The 21,823-nt window shown below is 52.0% G+C and carries 18 protein-coding genes; 11 read left to right on the forward strand and 7 right to left on the reverse strand.

What is annotated here, in order from left to right:
• Nucleotides 1-42: 42 nt before the first annotated feature.
• The 3 genes from NSQ46_RS17660 to mraY all read left to right on the forward strand — a co-directional run bounded on the left by NSQ46_RS17660 (nt 43) and on the right by mraY (nt 4,402).
• On the forward strand, nt 43-1,995 hold the full coding sequence (locus NSQ46_RS17660) for a TetM/TetW/TetO/TetS family tetracycline resistance ribosomal protection protein (protein ID WP_007130363.1): 1,953 nt from the start codon (nt 43-45) through the stop codon (nt 1,993-1,995).
• Nucleotides 1,996-2,243: 248 nt separating this feature from the next.
• Nucleotides 2,244-3,113, forward strand: coding sequence for a cation diffusion facilitator family transporter (locus NSQ46_RS17665; RefSeq protein ID WP_007130364.1), 870 nt, complete (start codon nt 2,244-2,246; stop codon nt 3,111-3,113).
• Nucleotides 3,114-3,451: 338 nt separating this feature from the next.
• Nucleotides 3,452-4,402, forward strand: a complete 951-nt coding sequence (gene mraY / locus NSQ46_RS17670) for a phospho-N-acetylmuramoyl-pentapeptide-transferase (protein WP_028405522.1) — start codon at nt 3,452-3,454, stop codon at nt 4,400-4,402.
• A gap of 7 nt (nt 4,403-4,409) precedes the next feature.
• Here the strand turns inward: mraY and NSQ46_RS17675 are convergent, their stop codons facing one another.
• A complete protein-coding gene (locus tag NSQ46_RS17675; RefSeq protein WP_210095291.1) occupies nt 4,410-5,351 on the reverse strand; it encodes an aminoglycoside phosphotransferase family protein in 942 nt (313 codons plus the stop codon).
• Nucleotides 5,352-5,581: 230 nt separating this feature from the next.
• Here NSQ46_RS17675 and NSQ46_RS17680 point away from each other — a divergent pair, with 230 nt between their 5' ends.
• Complete coding sequence (locus NSQ46_RS17680) at nt 5,582-6,490, forward strand: phosphotransferase (RefSeq protein WP_007130367.1); 909 nt, start codon at nt 5,582-5,584, stop codon at nt 6,488-6,490.
• Nucleotides 6,491-6,649: 159 nt separating this feature from the next.
• Here NSQ46_RS17680 and NSQ46_RS17685 read toward each other — a convergent pair whose 3' ends face one another.
• The 3 genes from NSQ46_RS17685 to NSQ46_RS17695 all read right to left on the reverse strand — a co-directional run bounded on the left by NSQ46_RS17685 (nt 6,650) and on the right by NSQ46_RS17695 (nt 8,667).
• A complete protein-coding gene (locus NSQ46_RS17685; protein ID WP_007130368.1) occupies nt 6,650-7,057 on the reverse strand; it encodes a hypothetical protein in 408 nt (135 codons plus the stop codon).
• 159 nt (nt 7,058-7,216) lie between these two features.
• On the reverse strand, nt 7,217-7,738 hold the full coding sequence (locus NSQ46_RS17690) for a VanZ family protein (protein WP_144870112.1): 522 nt from the start codon (nt 7,736-7,738) through the stop codon (nt 7,217-7,219).
• Nucleotides 7,738-8,667, reverse strand: a complete 930-nt coding sequence (locus tag NSQ46_RS17695; RefSeq protein WP_342574186.1) for a M15 family metallopeptidase — start codon at nt 8,665-8,667, stop codon at nt 7,738-7,740. Before NSQ46_RS17695 ends, NSQ46_RS17690 begins: the two co-directional genes overlap by 1 nt.
• Before the next feature lie 204 nt (nt 8,668-8,871).
• Here NSQ46_RS17695 and NSQ46_RS17700 point away from each other — a divergent pair, with 204 nt between their 5' ends.
• Together NSQ46_RS17700 and NSQ46_RS17705 are read left to right on the forward strand one after the other, a co-directional pair.
• Nucleotides 8,872-10,608: an ABC transporter ATP-binding protein gene (locus NSQ46_RS17700; protein WP_028405517.1), complete on the forward strand. Its 1,737-nt coding sequence runs from the start codon at nt 8,872-8,874 to the stop codon at nt 10,606-10,608.
• 121 nt (nt 10,609-10,729) lie between these two features.
• Nucleotides 10,730-12,490, forward strand: a complete 1,761-nt coding sequence (locus NSQ46_RS17705) for an ABC transporter ATP-binding protein (RefSeq protein ID WP_232239343.1) — start codon at nt 10,730-10,732, stop codon at nt 12,488-12,490.
• Nucleotides 12,491-12,767: 277 nt separating this feature from the next.
• Here the strand turns inward: NSQ46_RS17705 and NSQ46_RS17710 are convergent, their stop codons facing one another.
• Entirely contained in the window at nt 12,768-13,388 is a 621-nt protein-coding gene (locus NSQ46_RS17710; protein ID WP_007130373.1) for a LysE/ArgO family amino acid transporter, read from the reverse strand.
• A gap of 140 nt (nt 13,389-13,528) precedes the next feature.
• Between NSQ46_RS17710 and NSQ46_RS17715 the strand changes: the two genes are divergently transcribed.
• The 5 genes from NSQ46_RS17715 (at nt 13,529) to qoxD (ending at nt 19,506) form a co-directional block, all read left to right on the forward strand.
• A complete protein-coding gene (locus NSQ46_RS17715) occupies nt 13,529-14,998 on the forward strand; it encodes a PLP-dependent aminotransferase family protein (RefSeq protein ID WP_034273380.1) in 1,470 nt (489 codons plus the stop codon).
• Nucleotides 14,999-15,614: 616 nt separating this feature from the next.
• Complete coding sequence (qoxA, locus tag NSQ46_RS17720) at nt 15,615-16,616, forward strand: cytochrome aa3 quinol oxidase subunit II (protein WP_342577008.1); 1,002 nt, start codon at nt 15,615-15,617, stop codon at nt 16,614-16,616.
• Nucleotides 16,617-16,680: 64 nt separating this feature from the next.
• Nucleotides 16,681-18,624 carry a cytochrome aa3 quinol oxidase subunit I gene (gene qoxB / locus NSQ46_RS17725; protein WP_007130377.1) on the forward strand — a complete coding sequence of 648 codons (1,944 nt, stop codon included), beginning with the start codon at nt 16,681-16,683 and terminating at the stop codon, nt 18,622-18,624.
• The gene (gene qoxC, locus NSQ46_RS17730; protein WP_028405514.1) at nt 18,621-19,217 is read left to right on the forward strand and encodes a cytochrome aa3 quinol oxidase subunit III; all 597 of its coding nucleotides are present in this window, start codon (nt 18,621-18,623) and stop codon (nt 19,215-19,217) included. Before qoxB ends, qoxC begins: the two co-directional genes overlap by 4 nt.
• Before the next feature lies 1 nt (nt 19,218).
• Nucleotides 19,219-19,506 (forward strand): cytochrome aa3 quinol oxidase subunit IV, encoded by a 288-nt coding sequence (gene qoxD, locus NSQ46_RS17735; RefSeq protein WP_028405513.1) that lies wholly within the window; start codon nt 19,219-19,221, stop codon nt 19,504-19,506.
• Between the two features lie 246 nt (nt 19,507-19,752).
• Here the strand turns inward: qoxD and NSQ46_RS17740 are convergent, their stop codons facing one another.
• Nucleotides 19,753-20,295 carry a GrpB family protein gene (locus NSQ46_RS17740; protein ID WP_210095284.1) on the reverse strand — a complete coding sequence of 181 codons (543 nt, stop codon included), beginning with the start codon at nt 20,293-20,295 and terminating at the stop codon, nt 19,753-19,755.
• Between the two features lie 181 nt (nt 20,296-20,476).
• Nucleotides 20,477-21,727: an oligoribonuclease gene (locus NSQ46_RS17745; protein ID WP_028405512.1), complete on the reverse strand. Its 1,251-nt coding sequence runs from the start codon at nt 21,725-21,727 to the stop codon at nt 20,477-20,479.
• Nucleotides 21,728-21,823 lie beyond the last annotated feature (96 nt).

The raw sequence follows: 21,823 nt of genomic DNA on the forward strand, positions 1-21,823 counted from the left end.
AAGGAACGATCACAATGAATTTAATAATGAGGGCTGCTATATATGAAGAACATATTGAATATCGGGGTGTTGGCCCATGTTGATGCTGGCAAAACGACATTAACCGAACAGATTCTCTTTAAGACAGGCGTGATCAACCGAGCCGGCTCGGTTGATCAAGGCAATACAACGACCGATTCGCTCGATATTGAGCGCCGTCGGGGAATTACGGTCAAATCCGCGGCGGTTTCGTTTATGCTGGGAGAATTGAAGGTCAATTTGATCGACACGCCAGGTCATGCGGATTTTATATCGGAAGTCGAGCATTCGTTAAGCGTTCTGGACGGCGTTATCCTGGTTATTTCTGCCGTTGAAGGCGTGCAGGCACAAACAAGGGTACTGATGCAAACGTTGAAGGAACAGGGCATCCCGACCATTTTATTTATAAACAAGCTCGACCGGATGGGGGCGGACTACCGCAAAGTCTGCAGCATGATCCGTCAGCGGCTGAGCGGGAACGTTTGCGAGATGTCGGTCCCATCGGAGGAAGGTACGGCGTGGGCCACGGTCCGTCCCGCCGACCCACATGAAGCTGGCTGGCTCGAGATTCTGGCTTCGAACAACGAAGATATGCTGAGGCATTATGCGCATGACATCCCTGTTTCTGCGGTTCGATTGCAGGCGGAATTGCGCCAGCAGACCAAGAATGCTGCAGCTTATCCGCTATTTGCGGGATCCGCAGCCAGGGGCGTAGGGATCGACCCCCTCCTGGAGGCATTACAGTCGTTCCTGCCTGTTCATACTCCCGTCGAGGACAGCGCCGATCCTTTATCCGGCCTTGCATTCAAGGTCATGAAGCAGGCAAATGGGGAGCGTCTTGTCTATCTCCGGCTGTTCGCCGGAAGCATCCGGAAGCGGGAGCGAATACCGGTCGTTTCGAAAGACGGGCACACAACGTATATGAAGGTAAAACAGCTGTTTTGCCTGATGCATGGAGCCATCGTGCCAACGGACGGCGTCTATGCCGGGGACATCGCGGTGCTGGGCGGCGTGGATGTGAAGGTAGGCGACGTGATCGGCGTTGTATCCGATCGGATGAAGTCCTTCCGCTTTGAACGCCCCCCGATCCAGGTCAAGGTATCCGCTATGGATTCAAAGGATGCTCCTATCCTGCATCTCGCATTGAGCGACCTCACCATGGAGGACCCTTTCCTGCAATATACGCGCGATTCAAGAACGCAAGAAAGCTTCATTCACGTATTCGGCAAGGTCCAGCAGGAAATCCTGCTTGAAATCATACGGGAGCAGTACGGCATCGAAGCCGTCTTCTCCGCTCCAAAAGTGATTTGTTTGGAGAAGCCGGTTTCTATCGGAGCGGCCGTGGAGCGGATGGGAGAGCCTCAGAACCCCTTCTATGCAACCGTCGGTTTCCGGGTGGAGCCGGGAATCGACGGATCGGGATTGCAATACCGATTGGAGGTCGAGCTTGGCTCCCTTCCGCTGTCCTTTCAGAAAGCGATCAAAGATACCGTGTTCGAGGTCCTGCAGGAAGGGCTCTTTGGATGGTCCGTCACGGATATTGTCGTAACGTTAACTCATACCGGCTATGCAAGTCCCGTCTCGACGGCCAAGGATTTCCGGAGTCTGACGCCGCTCGTGCTGATGAAGGCCTTGAACGAGGCTGGAACGAATGTCTATGAACCGGTGAACAAGCTTCAATTCATCGTACCGGAATTTAGCTTGAGCAAGGTGTTATCGTCCCTGGGTGCATTAGAAGGAACCTTCGAGGAGCCGCGGTTTGTGAACGGCATCGTCCACATCAACGGAACGATCCCTGTTCGCACCTCTGACCAGCTCAAAGCCGAGGTTCATGCCTTGACGAGCGGCGAAGGTCTGCTGACCATCAGGCCCGGGGGCCACGTTCGTGTTCGCGGCAATATTCCGGAGAACAGCCGCAAGCAGGTAAACCCGCTTCATCGCGGGGAGTATATGCTCTACTTGAACAACATCATGTGACCGGACCCTAATCCGTCCTTCGCGAGTTGCTCAGCCGTCCGTGGCGAGCTTCGAGCAGCTGCTGTCTATGAGGCGCGCAAACCGGCGGCTATGATTTCCCCTCTCTATTTTTCTTAGTCCGGTGCAACTCTTTTTGCCTCTCGTCACTTATTAAGTGATAGGAAACAACGTTGCTCTAGACCCACCCGTCATCGCCTTGATAATATAGTCAAGTATTGTTTGAGGGATGCGGAAGGAGTCGGCTAGATGTGGAACAACAGCGTTACGAAGATTTGAAAACAGGTGAAAAGGGCGCCATTATCAGTATAATTGCTTATCTGTGCTTATCTGCAATTAAACTCGTAATAGGTTATGCCGGGAACTCCGAAGCCCTAAGGGCGGACGGATTGAATAATGCAACAGACATCGTTGCCTCGATTGCGGTGCTGATCGGGCTCCGCTTATCGCAGAAGCCAGCGGATCAAGACCATCCGTACGGACATTGGAAGGCCGAAACGGTCGCTTCCTTAATGGCCTCCTTCATCATGATGGCGGTCGGTATACAGGTGCTCTTTGGGGCGGTTTCTTCTATATTTGAAGGCAAGCATGAGGCGCCTGACCTGATCTCTGCGTGGACCGGAGCATTCTGCGCCATTGTGATGTACTTTGTCTATCGGTACAATAAGCGCCTCGCCGCCAAAATCAACAGCCAAGCGGTCATGGCTGCAGCCAAGGACAACCTGTCGGATGCTTGGGTGAGCATCGGCACCGTTGTCGGTATTGTCGGCGCCGCTCTCGGCTTGCCTTGGCTCGATCCGGTGACGGCCGTGCTTGTCGGCTTCCTGATCTGCAAGACGGCATGGGATATTTTTCGCGATGCCTCCCACCACTTAACCGATGGTTTCGATGAGGATAAGATCAGCGCCTTCCGAAAAACGGTGCAGCGCGTTCAGGGCGTTAAAGGCGTTAAAAACATCCGCGCCAGGAATTACGGCAGTAACGCCGTGGTCGATGTCGTCATTCTCGTGAAATCCAATATGGACATTCGGGTTGCTCATGATATCGCCGATGAGGTGGAGCATGCATTAAAGCTCTCGCACGGCGTCTATGATGTTCATGTTCATATCGAGCCCAATTGAGAGGGAAAGTCAGCAGCGAACTTGTAAAAAGGGACGGCCGTCATCGAACGGCCGTCCCTTTTTCATGATCACAAACTCACTTCCATCCATCCCTTGTCAGCCATGGAATGGATACCCGCCCCCTGCTTAGCCCCCAGCATCTCCGCGATAACGAAGGCGTCCTTCGAACCTGTCCGCACACATGCTCCGACTAAACGATGCGAAATTGTTTGCATGTTGGAAGCTTGGATTCCTGCTTTTATGCCTTCTAGTCCTTCAGCTTGGCATAATTGTCTATCACCAAGAAATACAATATAATCATATTGCATAATTTTTCTAAAGAAAGCGGTGCATAGGAAATGAGCAGTATGCTTGGTGTATCCGGACTTGCGTTCTTATTAGTAACCTTATTTACGCCGCTCCTCATCTGGGGGCTGCGCACATTGAAGCTGATGCAGCCGATCCGCACGGAGCTTCCTCCCGATCATCAAGCCAAGCGCGGAACGCCTCTCATGGCCGGTCTTATCCTCTTGATCGGAATCATCGTCTCTTTGCAATTTCATCCCGATCCGCTCATGATCTTCTTATGCTCGACCTTTCTTCTGTTCAGCTCGATCGGCTTCATGGATGATTTTAAAAAGGCTGTCTTTCAGGATCCCTCCGGCATATCCGGGCGGATGAAGCTGGTGTTTCAATTTCTGTTTACCGGCGGGCTGCTGCTCGTACTATTCCGGTATTTCTCGCTCTCAAGCGATATCGAACTATTGGGCGGATATTCCCTGCAGCTGCCGATTGCCGCGTACGTGATTATCATGCTGCTCTTTATCGTCGGATCCGCCAATGCGATCAATTTTACTGACGGATTGGACGGGCTGCTGATCAACGTATCCATTCCCACTTATTTCTTCTTTTTTCTCATATCCGACAAGCCGGAGGTACAAGCATTCTCGCTTGTCATGATCGGCTGTCTTCTCGGTTTGCTGCTGTACAACATTTATCCTGCCAGAGCGTTCATGGGGGATACGGGATCGCTTGCCATCGGCGGCTCCCTTTCATTCCTGGCTGTTATCGAGAAGGTTGAAATTTTAATTCCGCTTCTATTTTTCGTTTATTTAGCCGAGCAGCTTTCAGTCATTCTGCAAGTCTGGTATTACAAGCGCACGAAGCTGAGATTATTCCGAATGACACCCATCCATTTTCATTTCAGCTTGAAATACGGCTGGAGCGAGAACAAAATTGTTGTAATCTTCGGATTTGTATCATGGTTTATGGTGTTCACCAGCTGGCTGATTGCTCGTTATGTAATGTGAGGGATCTTCATATCTCGGCTTCGAACTCGAGCAGCTCTTTACGCAGACTGTCCAGCGTATTCCTGCGTTCTTCTTCGGCCTGTTCGTCATACAACAGCTGCTCCATGAATTCCCAAATATCTTCAAGCCGACGCCTGATTTGATAAAACCGCAGCGCATCTTCATCCATCTGGTAGCCGTTATGCCGGGAACGATAAATATGCATAAATTGCTCAAAATACGGCGTATCCGTCATAAACATCAGATCCGATTCCACCGGCGCTAATTTCATTCCTTCCCAGTCGAGAAGCACTAATTCATCCCCGCTCTGCATCAGATTCCAGTGGTGCAGATCCATATGGCAGAGCGCCATGCGCAGATTGCGGCCTGCTAAACGCTCTGATAGCGTGCGAACCGTACGCATCCCTTTGACCAAGTGCGAACGAGCCGGGGCTATTGCTGCTTCCATATCATCCGGCAAGCCTTCTTGCATGCGATCCTCCAGCTTGCGCAGAAACGGAACCTCGAAGCTCTCGCGAATGCCTTGCGTAGAATACGGGATTTCCTCTCCCAGCAGGTGAAGCTCGCTGACGATTTCGGACAGCTGCTTGACCTGCTCTCCCGTCAATTCGTTCTCGCCAATCGTTTCGCCTTCAATATACTCAAACAGCAGATAGATCCCGTGTTCATCCTCACAGCGGTACTGGCCGTCCAGGGTTTGAACAGGCACCGGCACCTTTCCGCGAAAGGATTCCTGCTCCGAAAGCCACGCCAGGATCGGGATGTATTCCCGAATGGCCGCCGTCCATTTCGGCGTAGAGGCGCGGCTCTTCTCATATTGCTTAAGAAAATAGGCGCGGCGATCATCGCTCACTTTAAATGCCAATGCGGCCCAGCCGCCTTGCTGCGGCCTGACACCACTTATTTCGATGCCGTAGTGATTTTTCATAATGGACTGAATCCGTTGCATCCTAACGTTTCCCCCCTTTCATGAATTAGTATAACCTCCCCTGCTCCAATACGTCGATCCGTATTCCATGCCGGAATCCCGCCCTCCGTACCAGTTACACATTCAATCGCTTTTGGAATCTTACGCTGCATTGCAGACGAACGAATTTGGGCTTACAATGAATGAGCCATTTCCATTATGGATAAACCATTCCGTCCTTGAAGCTGCAGCCAATCAAAGGGGGTAATACCATGTGTGCAAATCCTTGGGATCCCGAGTGGGATGTATCCTCCGGACTCGTCCGGCGTTTGCTGGACCGCCAGTTCCCGGAGCTCTCTGCTGAAACGGTTGAGCGGCTGGGCCATGGCTGGGATAATATCGTCTACCGCATCGGGTCCGACTATGTTTTCCGGTTTCCAAGAAGACGGGCCGCCGTGCCTCTACTGCAAACCGAAGCACGGATTCTGCCGAAGCTATCTGATTACATAACCGTACCTTATTCGAAACCGCTTTATTTTGGCAAGGAAAGCACGGACTATCCGGCACCTTTTCTGGGCTATACCCATGTACCCGGCGTGCTTCCAACCGGCTTAAGCGACGCTCAGCGCGCTCGTTCCGCGCAGATTCTTGCGCAATTTCTAAAGTCTCTTCACGCGTTCCCCCTGGATACGGCCGAAGCGGAAGGGGTTCCGCATGATCAGCGAAATCTATCGGATATCGCTGGACGCAAAGAACGCATGCTGGGCTTTCTGCCGAAGCTGAGCCCGCATCTCGGAAGCGAAACGGCCGGCGCGCTTGAAAGCTATATCCATACGATCACGCTCGGCCGGGCTTCCACGCAGAAAGCCCTGATTCACGGTGATCTGCATTATAAAAACATGCTGGTCGACAACACCGGGATCATATCCGGGATCATCGATTGGGGCGACGTTAATGTGGGGCATCCCGCATGCGACTTAAGCGTAGCCTATAGCTTCCTGCCCCCGTCTTCCCGGCCCGCCTTCTTTGAAACGTATGGTGAGGTCGACGATGAGACTCATGTCCTGGCACGCATGCTCGCTGTATTTATGCCGATGCTCATTTTGCTGCAGTCCATCGACGACCGGGATGAACGAAACAAGCTCGAGGCAACCCGGACCATTTTGCGTGCGCTCGCGTAAACGGCCCATTTACTTACCGCGTGCCTCTCCCGGCGCGAAGGTGTAATGATGACTGCTGCGCGATTATCGTCGACGCTCGGACGACAAACCATGCAGGCAAACAAGAAAGAAGCTTGATTCGATCAAGCTTCTTTCACATGGAGAATCTGTGGAACGACCTCAAATCTTCAACATATTGAGGAGAGGCATGATAGACTGGATTACATTCACGCCAAGCTTGATGTGAGGCAAGATATCGCCGATGAATCCGAGTGGTCCCGGGCCACCTCGGTTTTCGGCTTCGGCGGCAGCTCCGGCAGCAGCTGGAGAACCGCTGCTGAACGCGCCGGCACCGAATAAATCGCTGAATAATCCGGAAATTCGAGCACGTTCGCCGTTCTTGGCGATTCGGGCCGCCATCTGGTCATTAACCCGGAATCCCGACAGGGTGACTTCCTTGCCGTGCACCTTATTCAGTTCGCCGACATAACAGCTGCCGTCCTTCAGCACCACAACGACCGGGTGGCCGACCCATCGCTTGGCCGTTTCGGATCTGGATGTTGCACGTCTCTTCCGTCTTGAAGGCATCCTGCACTGTTCACCTCGCTCCCACTCTAGTAGTTACTACATCCTATGCCGGCTCCTGCTTTATTTCTTGTGCCTTTATAAGCAGGGTATGCGTATACTTTGAGAGCGAAGAATCGCGTAAATCTTCCGATTACGGTAAATGGCAGAGCTGCATGTTCCCTAGGTTGCAGGACGATTGGAAGCTCTCACGGTGCCTTGGTTGGATGAGTGATCGGTACATAGCAGCAGTATCAGCCAATAACCGAAATAACCGAGAAGTCCCCCGAAACCGTTGAGAATCAGATCATCCACATCAAAGCTCCCTAAGGAGAAGAGCAGCTGCGAGCATTCCAGCGCAAGACTGACAGCCAGAGAAGCGACCAAGGCTCCTACGGCTTTCCTTTTGGTCAGAAGCCCCAGGAATATGCCGTTCGGCATAAAAATGACCAGATTTCCCAGAAAATTAATCATATGATGCGGGTCCGAGATCCGCCGGATATTCAGTCGAATCGTTAGAAAAGGCGTGAAATTAGCGGACTCCAGCCCATTCTGTATCATATCGGGGTGCTGCATCGCGCGAGCCAGCTGTTTCAACAGAAACGATGCATCCACCGCACCGAACTTAAACAGGATAACCTTGAGCAGTACATACAAATATCCGCAATACAGCAGCATTAACGTCCATTTGGGCAATGCCTTCATTATCGGTCACCCCCGCTTCGTTTCACCGTGACGATAACACCATCCATATTGCTGCCGGAGAGCTCATATTGGCTATTCTGAGGAAGCTCAATCACGGTGCCGCCGTTTGCAACGGGTACATAGCGAATATCGTACTGCTGTCCTTCGACGGTTGTTGAGTACGCTTTCTCCTTCTTCAAAAACATTAAGTATTCTTCTAACGTAAACCGCTTCTCTTCCATGATCAGACTGTGCGGCAAGCCGACATACCGGAAATGCCAAGGTTCATATTGGATCCCCGTAATTTCAGTCTTATCCTTCGGATACCTGAGAATAAAGCCATGCTTCCAGGCATGCTCCTGAAGCCATTTGCCTTCCGGCGATTGGTCAATCGGCATCTGGGTTGAGCCGATATCCATGGACAGGCCGAGATTATGCTCGCTGTAGCCGGCGGGCAGCGCATAGTCAGCCCCTTTTTCACGATACAGCTGCGCCTGTTCCTCCATGTCCCGATAGCCGCTGCTGAGCATGAAATGGACAACTCCATCCTCCGCGGCAGCTTCCATCATCCCGTTGAATTGCTCGGCTACTTGTCGTGACAGCCGGATCGAGTTGTCCAGCAGCACATACCCTTGCAAGAGCTCGGGCGTATCGTTCAGATTAACGATATCGGATGGTATTGCCCCGGCATCCAGCTTGAACTCCTTGTTTACCAGGACCAGATTACCTCGGCGAACTTGATCTTCTTCTACTAGAACGGTCTGCACCTCGGCATCCGGTTTTTGATTCGTCTGATTTTCATCTTTTTTCTGCTTGGCTGGATGAACACCGGAACCCTGACCCAAACCCTCGTTCCCGGCACTCCCCGTAGGGTGCGGTTCCTCGGTCGGTTCGCAGCCGGCCAGCATGAATACGATCAACAGCATGATCCATTTCTTCAACTTTAGCATCTCCCTCTGTCGTCATTAACTCCCTCAGATTACGTGACAACTATTAAGAAAATAGCAGATGAAACCTAAAGATTTTCTTAAGAAGCGGTCGCCCACGATAAAAATATATCCCTTTGACAATCCGTGAGAGAATGGCTTAACTTGGTAACTAGACCATACCCCAAATACCATACACCATACACTAAAAGAAGGTGAATCGCACTCTTGCTCAAATTATTCCGTTACTTGCGCCCCCACTGGGTCGCGGCTGTTCTAGCACCGCTGCTCATGCTGCTGGAGGTAGCCATGGATCTCCTTCAGCCGGTTTTCATGGCGCGCATTATCGACGAAGGAGTCATGCAGAATGATACGACCCGCATCCTGCATACAGGCTTGCTTATGCTAGGATGTGCCGGAGTCGGGCTGCTGGGCGGTCTCGGATGCACCGTCTATTCCTCGATCGCTTCCCAGCGCTTCGGAGCCGACCTGCGGCGGGATTTGTTCCGCAAAGTCCAGACCCTCTCCTTCCGTAACCTGGATGAGCTGTCGACCGGTTCGCTGATTACGCGGCTGACAAATGATATCGTGCAGCTCCAGACAATGGTCCAAATGCTGCTCCGCATTTTCGTACGCTCCCCGCTGCTGGCCATTGGCAGCATGATCATGGCGGTAATCATCAGCCCCAAGCTTGCAGGCATCCTGGCTCTTGCCGTACCGCTGCTGTTCATTGTCATGTTTCTGCTGATCCGGGCAACCTTGCCGCTGTTTTCCAAGGTTCAGAACAAACTCGACAAGGTAAATACGGTACTTAAAGAGAACTTTGCAGGCATCCGCGTATCCAAGGCCTTTGTCAGGGCCGGATACGAGAAGCGGAGATTTCACGAGGCAAACGCGGATTTCACGGATGCTTCCGTCAAAACCCAGCGCCTTGTGGCGCTGAATATGCCGATCCTGACGATGATTTTGAATGTCAGCATCGTTGCCGTCTTATGGTTTGGCGGAAAAAATGCCATCGATGGCAGCTTTGAAGTCGGCAGCCTTGTCGCATTCATCAATTACGTCACCCAGGTGCTGTTTGCCGTCTCATCCGTCGCCATGATGCTGGTGAGGATATCTACCGCCAAGGTCTCGGCCGACCGGATCCAGGAAGTAATGAACACCCAGCCTGATATTGTCTCCCCATCCGCTCCGGTTAAACAGGTGGAGCCTCATGGCGAGGTGGTATTTGACCAGGTTTCATTCGCTTATCGAGCTGACAGCGGAAAGCCTGTTCTGCAAGATATCCAGTTCAGGGCACAGCCCGGACAGAAAATCGCCATCATGGGTGCAACCGGATCAGGCAAGAGCTCTTTGGTTGCCTTGCTTCCTCGTCTGTACGACGTATCGGCCGGAAGCGTGCGGATCGACGGCGTGGATGTGCGGGAATACGATTTGGCTGCGCTGCGCGAGCGGATCGGCATCGTTCTGCAAGAGACCATTCTCTTTACCGGCACGATCCGTGATAACATCCGTTACGGCAAACCGGATGCATCCGACGAGGAGGTTGTTGCTGCGGCAAAAGCAGCCCAAGCGCATGATTTTATCGCCGCCATGCCGGATGGTTACGATACGGTACTCGGACAACGGGGCGTCAATCTGTCTGGCGGGCAGAAACAGCGGATTTCGATTGCCCGGGCTTTGCTTGTAAGGCCGTCCATTTTAATTCTCGATGATAGCACAAGCGCGCTCGATATGAGCACCGAATCCAGATTGCAGCAGGAATTGTCCCGGCTCATGTCAGGCCGGACTTGCTTTATGATCGCGCAGCGGGTCTCGTCCGTAATCGACGCGGACAAAATCCTGGTCATGGATGACGGAAGAATCGTGGCGGAAGGCACGCACACCGAGCTTCTCGCTTCCTGCGAGCTGTATCGGGATATTTACCAATCCCAATACGGCAAGGAGGTGTCCGCCCATGGCTAGAACGGATCAGGAAAGATCGGCTCAGGATGGATCGGAACAGGGTGGATCGGAACAGGAAAGAACGCAGCGTTCGGATCATGCCCCGGATCTTAGCATGCGGGGCGGAAGACCGACGCATGGCATGACCGTAGCAAAAAGCAAGCCCAAGAATACATTCGGCACCATTCGCCGGATTTGGAGCTATATACGGCCTTACAGGGCAGGAATGGCAGCCGTATTCCTGTTCACCCTGGTCAGTACGGTGCTCTCCCTCATCGCTCCATACTTGCTCGGGAGCGCTGTGGATGACTACATTATCCCGGGGGATTATAAGGGGCTTGCCGGTTTATGTGCGGTTCTATTGTCCGTGTATGCAGGGACAGCCCTCTTTGCCTGGCTGCAGCAGCATGTGATGGTGAAGGTTTCCCAATTGTCCATTCAGGACATGCGCCGGGATATTTTTGCTAGGCTGCAGCTCCTCCCTCTTCGTTTTTTTGACAGCAAGACGCACGGAGAACTGATGAGCCGCACAACAAACGATATCGAGAACGTCTCCGGGACGCTGAACCAAAGCGTAACGCAGCTGATCGCCAGCATCCTGTCTCTCATCGGCTCGCTTGGCATTATGCTTTACTTAAACCTATGGCTGACTCTGCTCAGCATGGTAACCATACCACTGGTGATGCTGTTCACGAAGACGGTAGCCGGACGTACCCGCAAGTATTTCTCCAAGCAGCAGGCAAATTTGGGTGAGCTTAACGGGTTTATTGAAGAGACCGTCTCCGGGCAGAAGGTGGTCCAGATCTACCGGAGAGAGCGGCATGCAGGGGAGCAGTTTGACGCGTATAACAAAAAGCTGACCGAAGCGAGCATCCAGGCACAGATCTATGCCGGCACCGTCGGTCCCGTTATGAACGTGCTGAACAACGTCAGCTTCGCTTTGATCGCTGCGGTTGGGGGTTACATGGCCTTCCAGGATTGGACCACCGTTGGAATCGTCGTAGCTTTCCTGAATTATTCCAAGCAGTTCCAGCGTCCGCTGAACGATCTGGCGAATCAGTTCAACCTCGTGCAGTCAGCCGTCGCAGGAGCCGAGCGCGTATTTGAAATCATGGATACGGAATCCGAGTACGAGAATGAAGAACCAATGCAGGACGCCGGCCGCCTACGTGGCGAGGTAGTATTTGATCGGGTATCCTTCAGCTATAAGGAAGATGTGACGGTTCTGAACGATGTGTCGCTAACAGCCAGCCCAGGACAAACCATCGCACTGGTTGGCCCGACAGGCGCGGGCAAAACAACCATCATCAACCTGCTCACCCGTTTCTACGAGATTGATTCGGGCAGCATTACGCTGGATGGCATGGATATCCGACTGCTCGATAAAGACAGCCTCCGCCGCAAGCTGGGCATCGTGCTGCAAGAAGCCTATGTCTTCTCCGCTTCCATCAGGGAGAACATCCGCTACGGTCGAACCGATGCAACGGATGAAGAGATCGAGGTTGCGGCCAAGCTGGCGAACGCCCATGATTTTATCATGAAGCTGCCGGAGGGCTATGACACGATGCTGGTATCCGGCGGGAGCAACCTGAGCCAAGGGCAACGGCAGCTCCTGACCATTGCAAGAGCTGTGCTCGCCGATCCGGTCATTCTGATCCTGGACGAAGCGACCAGCAGCATCGATACGCGGACCGAGATGCATATCCAGTCCGCGATGCGCACGCTGATGCAGGGTCGAACCAGCTTTGTCATTGCGCACCGTCTCAGCACGATCCGCGAAGCGGACGAAATTCTCGTCATGCACCAGGGCGGCATTGCGGAGCGCGGATCGCACGAGCAGCTGCTCGCAAAGCGCGGCTTCTACTACGATCTGTACAACAGCCAATTCAAGCTTCCCGGGTAACGCGAGGCATCCCCATGCATAGGCATGGGGATTTTTTCGCGCCGCCTTAGCGTACAAGAGCCCTAGCTTGTGAACGTATTCCATTAAGCTGGCTTATGTGGGCCCTGCCCGGATATCCTTAGTCCATTCCGTTAAGTCACTTCAGGGAGAACAGAAGCGATTCGAGTATCTGTCTCCGTTTAGAAGTCCCCAGGAGACATGTTACGCTATAACTTCCCTACAAAGGTGTGATCGATCCCCATTCACGTTTTGCGGGTCCGTGTGACTTTACTGCAGCTTAAGAACCCGCAATCAACCCAAAGGCAAGGTAAGCAGCCGTCCCCCACATGATTACCGCCGAAATCCGGTTGATCACCGTAAGCAGTCGGCCCGAGGTGTCCATGCTTCCCACAGCCTTCCCGGCGATTCCAAGGGCTATAAACCACAACCAGGATACCCCGATGCACACTGCAGCAAAAACCGCTTTCTGCACTCCTGCATACTGAAGAGAGCTGGTGCCGATAACACCGACCGTATCAAGCAGTGCATGCGGATTCAGCAGCGATACGGACATCGCGAAGGCAATCTGCTTCTTGGGGGTTAACGAACGGGGACTGCCTTCCTCCTGCTTCCGGGGCTTGCTCTTCCATGTCGCTTGCCCCATGTAGATTAGAAACCCGATCCCGAGCGTGATCATGGTCATGCGCAGCCAATCGTATTGTAGAACGACCACCGATACTCCCATAACGGCCAATGTAATGAGCAGCGTATCACACAGCGCTGCGGTGATAATCACAGGCAGCGCCCTAATAAGTCGCGGTTGGACCGCCCCCTGATTAAATACAAACACATTTTGCACCCCCAAGGGCAGAATCAGACCCAATGCCAATATAAATCCATGAACAATAACGCCGGCCATTTTATTTCATTACGCCTCCAGCTCCATTTTTACCTCATTGTAGGGGAAGGTTGCCCTGGTGTCTCCGTCCAATTGGTTGGCATTTCACCCAACCAATTCGATATAATAGTGGAATCACCATACGGAAAGCTGGGGTAACTGTGTCAGAAGAATGGAGCTTGAACAAGTCAGCAGGCATACCGCTTCATCAGCAAATTTATGACCGTATCAAAGAGAAGATTATGAACGGGGAGTGGCCTGTCGGCACCCGGATTCCACCGCAGCGGGAGCTGGCCGAGCGGTTCGGGGTGAACCGGAGCACGGTGGTGTATGCGCTGGGCGAGCTTGCTGCCGACGGCTTGATTGAAGCCATGACCGGCAGGGGAACCGTCGTTGCCAACAACACCTGGAATCTGCTGTCTTCCGCACCTTCGCCTGATTGGAACCGATATGTGAGCTCGGGCTTCTATCAGCCTAATATTCGGATGATTCAGGCCATCAATAAGGCAGAGGCCGATCCCGGCATCGTTCGCCTCGGGACGGGCGAGCTTTCTTCGGAACTGCTGCCTGCCGGCGAGATGCTGGATAAGCTTAACCGGAGCCATGCCGCAGCCTTTTCACTAGGCTATTCCGAGCCGAAAGGCAGCCTGGCGTTACGAGAAGCCGTCAGCCGTTATTTGCGCAGCAAAGCGATTATCGCATCGCCCGCATCTATTTTGATCGTATCCGGCGGTCTCCAAGCGCTTCAGCTCATCTCATTAGGCCTGCTGCACCGCGGCTCCACCATATTCGTTGAAAATCCGTCCTATCTAAATTCCATTCATGTATTCCAATCGGCAGGCGTGCATATGCATGGGCTTCCCATGGACGAGGAAGGGCTGCGGACAGAGTCGATCAGCCGATTGAAACGGCAGCATAACGCTTCACTGCTTTATACCATCCCCTCCTTCCACAATCCGACCGGCTCGCATATGTCATCCGCAAGACGGCAGGAGCTGCTGAATTTATGCTCCCGGGAACGGCTTCCTGTCATCGAAGATGATGTTTACGGTGATCTCTGGTTGGAGCAGCCGGCGCCGCTTCCGTTAAAAGCAAGGGATCAGCAAGGTCTTGTGCTCTACTTGGGAAGCATGTCCAAGACACTAGGTCCCGGCCTTCGCATCGGCTGGATTGTCGGACCGGAACCGGTCATTGACCGTCTGGCGGACATTAAAATGCAGACCGATTACGGCTCGAGCGCCTTGTCACAGCATGCTGTAGCGCAGTGGCTGTCAGAAGGGCTGTATGAGGAGCATTTGACACGGATTCGCAGAGTATTGAAGCTTCGCAGAGATTATACCCTTCGTTTATTGGAGGAGGATTATCGCGAGCTTGCGGATTGGAGCTGCCCTCAGGGCGGATTTTACATATGGCTCCGTTTCAAACGGGCCCTCTCGATTCGGTCCCTGTTCGATCATGCCCTGGCGGAGGGCATACTGCTTAACCCCGGCATGATCTACGACCGGAACGACCGGCAGCACCTCAGGCTTTCCTATGCCTATGCATCCATGGAGGAGCTGCGCGATGGGCTCCAGCGTCTTTCCCGCATGATCCGCGGGTTGATGCAGCTGGAGGATCGGATTGATGGATAACAATGAAGGGCAGCCGGATTAAATGACTTCCGGTTGCCCTTTTTATGTCGGATCGCCAATACCCAGCTGTATCGATCCTGTGATATTGAATGATGTTATCATGACGGGACGATTCATGCCGTAGATCACTTGGGAAACATTCCAATCAACCGATCATTCCATTCATTATTTTACCAATTGCTAGTTCAGCATGATCATATCATACGCCCCAGGGTCGGTTAACACGTCAAATTGGAAACGAATCTTTGACTCCCCATGGTTTGTGAAATAATCAACATACCCGCTCGGAGCCTTATAAACAAAGGGCTCTCTAGGTTGTATTCCTCCTCTAAATCAAGCAAAAACACGCCCGGATTTGTGACGAAACTGGTAACTCTCGTGAAGTTTTGAACAAAGTATGAACTGCCGAAAAACCGCGCCATTACAATGATTTCTCTCATAGCCCCCTCGTTTTGTAACAATTTGCACACATAACGTTAAACACATTGACAAATATCTGGATTTTTATGTTAGCAAAACCTGTTTATGTCTTTTGCAAAGCATTGCAGAACTTCCTAGTATATAGGTGACAAGAACATTGAATCGAACGAAGCCGTTTCAAGGAAAGGGGTACATCATGAACAAAAAAGGGCCGTTATTTGCAATGTTTGTAATTTTTACCTTGCTCTTATCGGGATGCAGCTCGCTTACGGTATTAAATCCGAAAGGACCGGCTGCCAGAACCCTATCCGATACAATCATATTCTCCATTCTGATGATGATCGGAATTTTGGTTGTAGTTTATGTGCTTTACATCTTCATGCTCACCAAATACCGGGCGAGAAAATCCAACGAGGGATATGAGCCTCCTCACGAGGAAGGGAACAAATGGCTGGAAATCCTGTGGACGGCCATCCCGATTGTGATCGTCGCGATCCTGTCTGTCGTCACGGTTAAGACAACGGTGGCTGTTGAAAAAGTGCCAGAAGGCTACGAGAATCAGAAGCCTCTCGTCATTTATGCTTCCTCATCCAACTGGAAATGGCACTTCAGCTATCCGGAAGAAGGGATCGAAACCGTCAATTACGTTAACATCCCGACCAACCGACCGATCGAGTTCAGACTCTACTCGTTCGGCCCGATTACAAGCTTCTGGATCCCGCAGCTGCACGGCCAGAAATACGCGATGAGCGATATGGTCACTAAGCTGAACATGGTTGCCGACGAGCCGGGCTCCATGCTGGGCCGGAACGCAAACTTCAGCGGCGAAGGCTTCGCCCACATGGAATTCGAGGCGCTGGCGATGTCGCCTGCCGATTACGAAGAATGGGTCAAGGACGTGAAGGATACGGCTCCTGAGCTGACACAGGACGAATTCAACAAGCTTCTGAAAACCGAGCATGTCGGAAGAATGACTTTCTCGACCAACCACTTGGAGTTCAGTCCTCCGCCTGAAGGTCATCATCATGGCGGCGACAGTAACGGCAATGAAGAGCACCAGGGACATAAAGAGCTGCATCCGGACCCTGCCACAACGGAAGAAACGGAGTTCGACAGGGAGAGCAACGTCAATCCGGATGAGCCGCTGCCAACTTCCCCGGCTGAAGAAAGTTCAACACATCAACATGATGGACATTAATTTGGAAGCTTTTGATGCGAAGCGTCCGATCGACTTCATACATCTAGAAAGGAGCTAGGCCTTTATGAAATGGGACGAATTTTTCGTTACCGGTGAACCGTTAATTTACGGTGCCATGGTGAGCATTGTTCTCGTCTCGCTCGCAATCCTCTTCGGATTGACCTATTACAAGAAATGGGGATATCTTTGGCGGGAATGGCTGACCACCGTGGATCACAAGAAAATCGGTGTCATGTACATCATCTGTGCACTGATCATGCTGTTCCGCGGCGGCGTGGACGCAATCATGATGCGCGCGCAGACCGCTGCGCCGGATATGAAATTTCTTGACGGACAGCACTATAACGAGGTATTTACAACCCATGGCGTCATCATGATTCTGTTTATGGCGATGCCGTTTATTTTCGGTCTCATGAACGTTGTCGTGCCGCTGCAGATCGGCGCGCGCGACGTTGCGTTCCCCAAATTGAATGCGATCAGCTTCTGGTTGTTCTTTGCCGGAGCGATGCTGTTCAATATCTCCTTCGTGATTGGAGGATCCCCGGATGCCGGCTGGACCGCATACTTCCCATTGGCAAGTATCGAATTCAGTCCGACAGTCGGTAACAACTACTATTCCCTGGCGCTTCAGATCTCAGGGATCGGTACGCTGCTGACGGGGGTTAACTTTATCGTAACCATCCTGAAGATGCGTGCGAAAGGCATGACTCTGATGCGCATGCCGATGTTTACTTGGTCCGTGCTGATTACGTGTGTCATCATCATTTTTGCATTCCCGGTCCTTACGATCGCCCTGCTGCTGATGATGTTCGACCGTATCTTCGGTTCCCAGTTCTTCACGATGGCCAATGGCGGTATGGATATGCTGTGGGCCAACCTGTTCTGGGTATGGGGTCACCCTGAAGTCTATATCGTTATTCTCCCGGCGTTCGGGATTTTCAGTGAGATTATCTCGGCGTTTTCGCGGAAAAATCTGTACGGCTACAGCTCAATGGTCGCGAGTATGGTTGTCATCTCCGGCCTGTCCTTCCTAGTCTGGGCCCACCACTTTTATACGATGGGTCAAGGCGCAATGGTCAACGGCTTCTTCTCCATTACCACGATGGCGATTGCCGTTCCGACGGGTGTCAAAATATTCAACTGGCTCTTTACGCTTCATAAGGGCCGAATCAGCTTTACAACACCGATGCTTTATTCACTCGCCTTCATCCCGATCTTTACGATTGGCGGCGTGACCGGCGTCATGCTGGCTATGGCCAGCGCAGACTACCAATATCATAATACGATGTTCCTGGTTGCCCACTTCCACTATGTGCTCATTCCAGGTGCCGTATTCGCCGTCATTGCCGGCTTCCATTACTGGTTCCCTAAAGTATTCGGCTTCCGCCTGAACGAAAAGCTTGGCAAAACGGCATTCTGGTTCATCGCGATTTCGTTCAACGTCACCTTCTTCCCGCTGTTCTTCCTGGGACTGATGGGTATGACGCGCCGGACGTACACGTATTCGGCCGAGACCGGCTTCGGTCCGCTGAACATGCTGTCGATGGTCGGTGCGATCGGCCTGGCGATCGGATTTATCCTGCTGGTATACAACATTTACTGGAGTACGCGTTATCAGCCGCGGGATAAAACGGGTGACCCATGGGATGCACGCTCACTTGAATGGTCTACGCCAAGCCCAGTGCCAGTCTATAACTTTGCGGTTGCGCCTGAGGTTAAAGGCCGCGATGCATTCTGGTTCTCGAAGAAGAATAACGAACCGCTGTCGAATGAGAAAATTACGAAGATTCATATGCCGAGCAATACCGGAAAGCCGTTTATTCTGGGCATCGCCTTCTTCTTCCTTGGCTTCTTCCTGGTATTCAGCTGGTGGATTCCGTCCATCATCGCCGGTATTGCCGTGCTGATCATATTGGCTACCATGTCCTTTGACCGTGATCATGGTTATTACATTCCGGTTGAAGAGATCGTTCAAACCGAACAGAAACTGCGGGGTGATACGGTATGAAAATAGATGCCTCTCAGCCGCTGGAATATGGAACAGAGGAGAACCGTAATCGCATATTTGGATTCTGGCTGTTCCTCGGAGCTGAAATTGCGCTCTTTGCTACCTTGTTTACCGTCTACTTCGTCCTCGCAGACCGCCATGCCAGCGGTCCGAGCGGAGCGGAAATCTTTGAAATTACGCCGGTACTGCTTGAAACGTTCGTGCTCCTGACAAGCAGCTTTACCATCGGCCTTGCGGTTCACGCGATGCGCCTTGGCCTTAAGAAGCAGATGATGATCTTTATGATCATCACGCTTCTCCTGGGAGCAGGCTTTCTCGGAATCGAAATTTTCGAATTCTTTACGTATGTGCACGAAGGCGTCACGCTGTCTACCAGTGCCTTCGCATCAAGCTTGTTCACCCTTCTGGGTACGCACGGAGCTCACGTGACCTTCGGTCTGCTCTGGGGGACCGCGATCCTCATTCAACTCAAGAAATACGGGCTGGATCATTCAACAGCGAACAAGTCCTTCATTTTCTCGCTGTACTGGCATTTCCTTGATGTTGTCTGGATCTTTATCTTCAGCTTTGTTTATCTGAAAGGACTGATGTGACATGTTAAAACAGCTGTTTCCTATTAAGCATGTAGCGGGTTATATCTCGTCCCTCGTCCTTTCAGCCGTCGCCCTTGTCGTCCTGCTGGATATTCCGGCAGGATCGAAAATGGCCATTTTGCTGGTAACTGCAGTTTTGCAGGCTGCCGTTCAGCTTATGCTCTTCATGCACGTCGGAGAAAGCGAGGATAAGAAGTCCGTCTACATCAATATCGCCTATGCCCTTTTCGTTGCGCTAGTGACCATCCTGGGTACGCTGTTCATCTTTGTATGGGGCTGGTACTCCTAAACGGGAGTCCGCCGCAGCGCGGCAAATGAATATGAGAATAGATCTAGACTGCAAGGAACTGTCCCATTCGTAGGTTTTCTACGGCGGGACAGTTTTTTTATGTTGTCGATCAAACCCGTGGATATTGAGAGCCATGGGGCTGCTCTTCTCCGTCTTTACGTTTTCGACATAGCATTTGCAGGATTTCCGATCTTACGATTCCTGTAGCATTTATGTAAGAGTACTAGTCTTACGATTGCCCTAACCTTACGTTTCCCATACGCTTTCAAGGGGAAGTCCCCGTTCTGTTCGCGCTAAATCAACAACGCGCTGGATAAAGGCTGTTTTTGCCTTCGTGTATTCTTCCGGATCGTCATGATACCGTTCAGCCAACATGCGTTTAAGTTCGCCGTATTCCAGGACCAAATCGGGGTGAGCCCGGAGGTAGTCGCGAAACAGCAATTCCTTTCTTTCGTAAAATCCCTCCTTCGGCAGGATATGCAAGTGATGCGTGCGCACCCTTGCATGTTCTTTTATGAATAAATAGCGTCCGGTCATGCCGTTCTCCATAAAGCGGTAGCCTGAATTGCTAAGCAAAGCTGCATAGTCTTGTTTTTGAAGCAATGGGTGTACGGCCGCGTACATATCGATGATTGGCTTGGCATCTTGATTCGGTATCGACGTACTGCCTGCATGTTCGATGGTGACGATGTGAGGGGCCAGAGCGTTAAGCAATCGGTCTTTCTCTTTCTCAAATTCCAGAGACCATTCCGTTTTGTAAGATACTACTTTGACCACATACTTAGACATTGATTCATCCTCCTTCCCTTATCAGGGCGCTAAATATAACAGGACCTCCAAGAGTATCATTTGATGATGGCTTTGTCAATTATATCCAGCCATAAGGAGTGTCTTTCCAAACAAAAACAGGAGGCCCCCCAAAGATCTAGAGATCTTATAGGACAGCCTCCCTTAAAATCGAGCACGAGAATTATAGTTCTTCGAGCAGCTTTTCCTCCTCCATATCGGTTGACAGGGCTAACCGTTCGCCGGAGCGCCTCTGCATCAGCTGATCCTTGAGCATCCGGACGAATGCATCGTCCCGGGCGAGCCAGACGCCATACTGCCGCTTCAAGTGCCGCTCCGCTTCGTCGAAGGAACCGAATCGAAAAGGCAGCTCCTCCCCGTTCCACTCCACGATCCATTCTCCGGACCGGCAGTATACGAAAACAAGGTCCTCTCCCCAGCTCTCATACAGCACTCCCGATTCGGAGCCTTTGAGATTGAATTGATTCCGGTGCGCATCCAGCCGGATCGGCTCCAATTCGAAAGGCTCGGCTGCAAACAGCCTGTACACCTCCTCCGTGATCGTGCACCCGGATGCCTTGGAGTGGCCACCGCCTCCGTAACGCATTGCCACTTCGGATACATCGACATGGTCGTGAATCGTCCGCAGGCTCAATTTCCGGCCGCCCATATTCAAAATGGCGATATAGTCCAGATGCGGGTAGATCGTCCCCAACTCACTGGCCAATTCGGAATGATAGGACTCTGCATATACGATGCCGACGCAGTACTCATCAATGAAGGTTTGAATGATCTCCCGCTGCTTGCGCCGAATATAGCGGCCAATCTTGTCCTCCTCCATGTCCAGAATCTTTTCTTCGAACTCGTCGAAATAAAACTCTTCCGCACTGCGCAGACGCTCGACCATCTTCGATTCAAACTCATCGATGGACAGCATGTAGAACAGATCGTTCAGCCGCTTGGCCTCCGGCTTCTCGGCTTCCTCCCATTCCCAGGTATCGTACAGCCGCACAAGCTCCACGAATTGATCGAGGGATTCGGATTGGCTGAGATGCCCGTGTTGAATGAGATACTCGTAGAGCAGGGAGGTTGCCGATGCCAATCGTCCGTCCCTGTGCGTTACCGTCACCTGGCCCCACATATAATCATTTAAATGGAGCGCGGTTTTATGATGATCAATAAGCTGTACCTGTCCGCCTTCCTCTACGAACAGATTCAACTGCTTCTCAATGTCGGGTGCTACCGACAGATCCGTTATGAATAACATGTCGTAGGGATGCTCTTCTAAGGAGAAGCGGTTCAAGTATCTTGCAACCTGCTGGTTCAATCCATTGATCGTGTTGTAGCGCACGTCGACTCCATCGCCGAACGCACATTTTGCAATAATGCCGCAGCCAACGCCATCCAGGTCGTTGTGACTGTAGAGATGGTACATATCCAGCATCCTCCTTGCAGGTCGTATATAGAATCAATCAGGACAATCTCCACACCATACGATTCCCTAATATCTTCCGTTTTAATCTCCGGATCA

This window comes from Paenibacillus sp. FSL M8-0142 (assembly GCF_038597315.1).
Taxonomy (GTDB): domain Bacteria; phylum Bacillota; class Bacilli; order Paenibacillales; family Paenibacillaceae; genus Paenibacillus_AQ; species Paenibacillus_AQ lactis.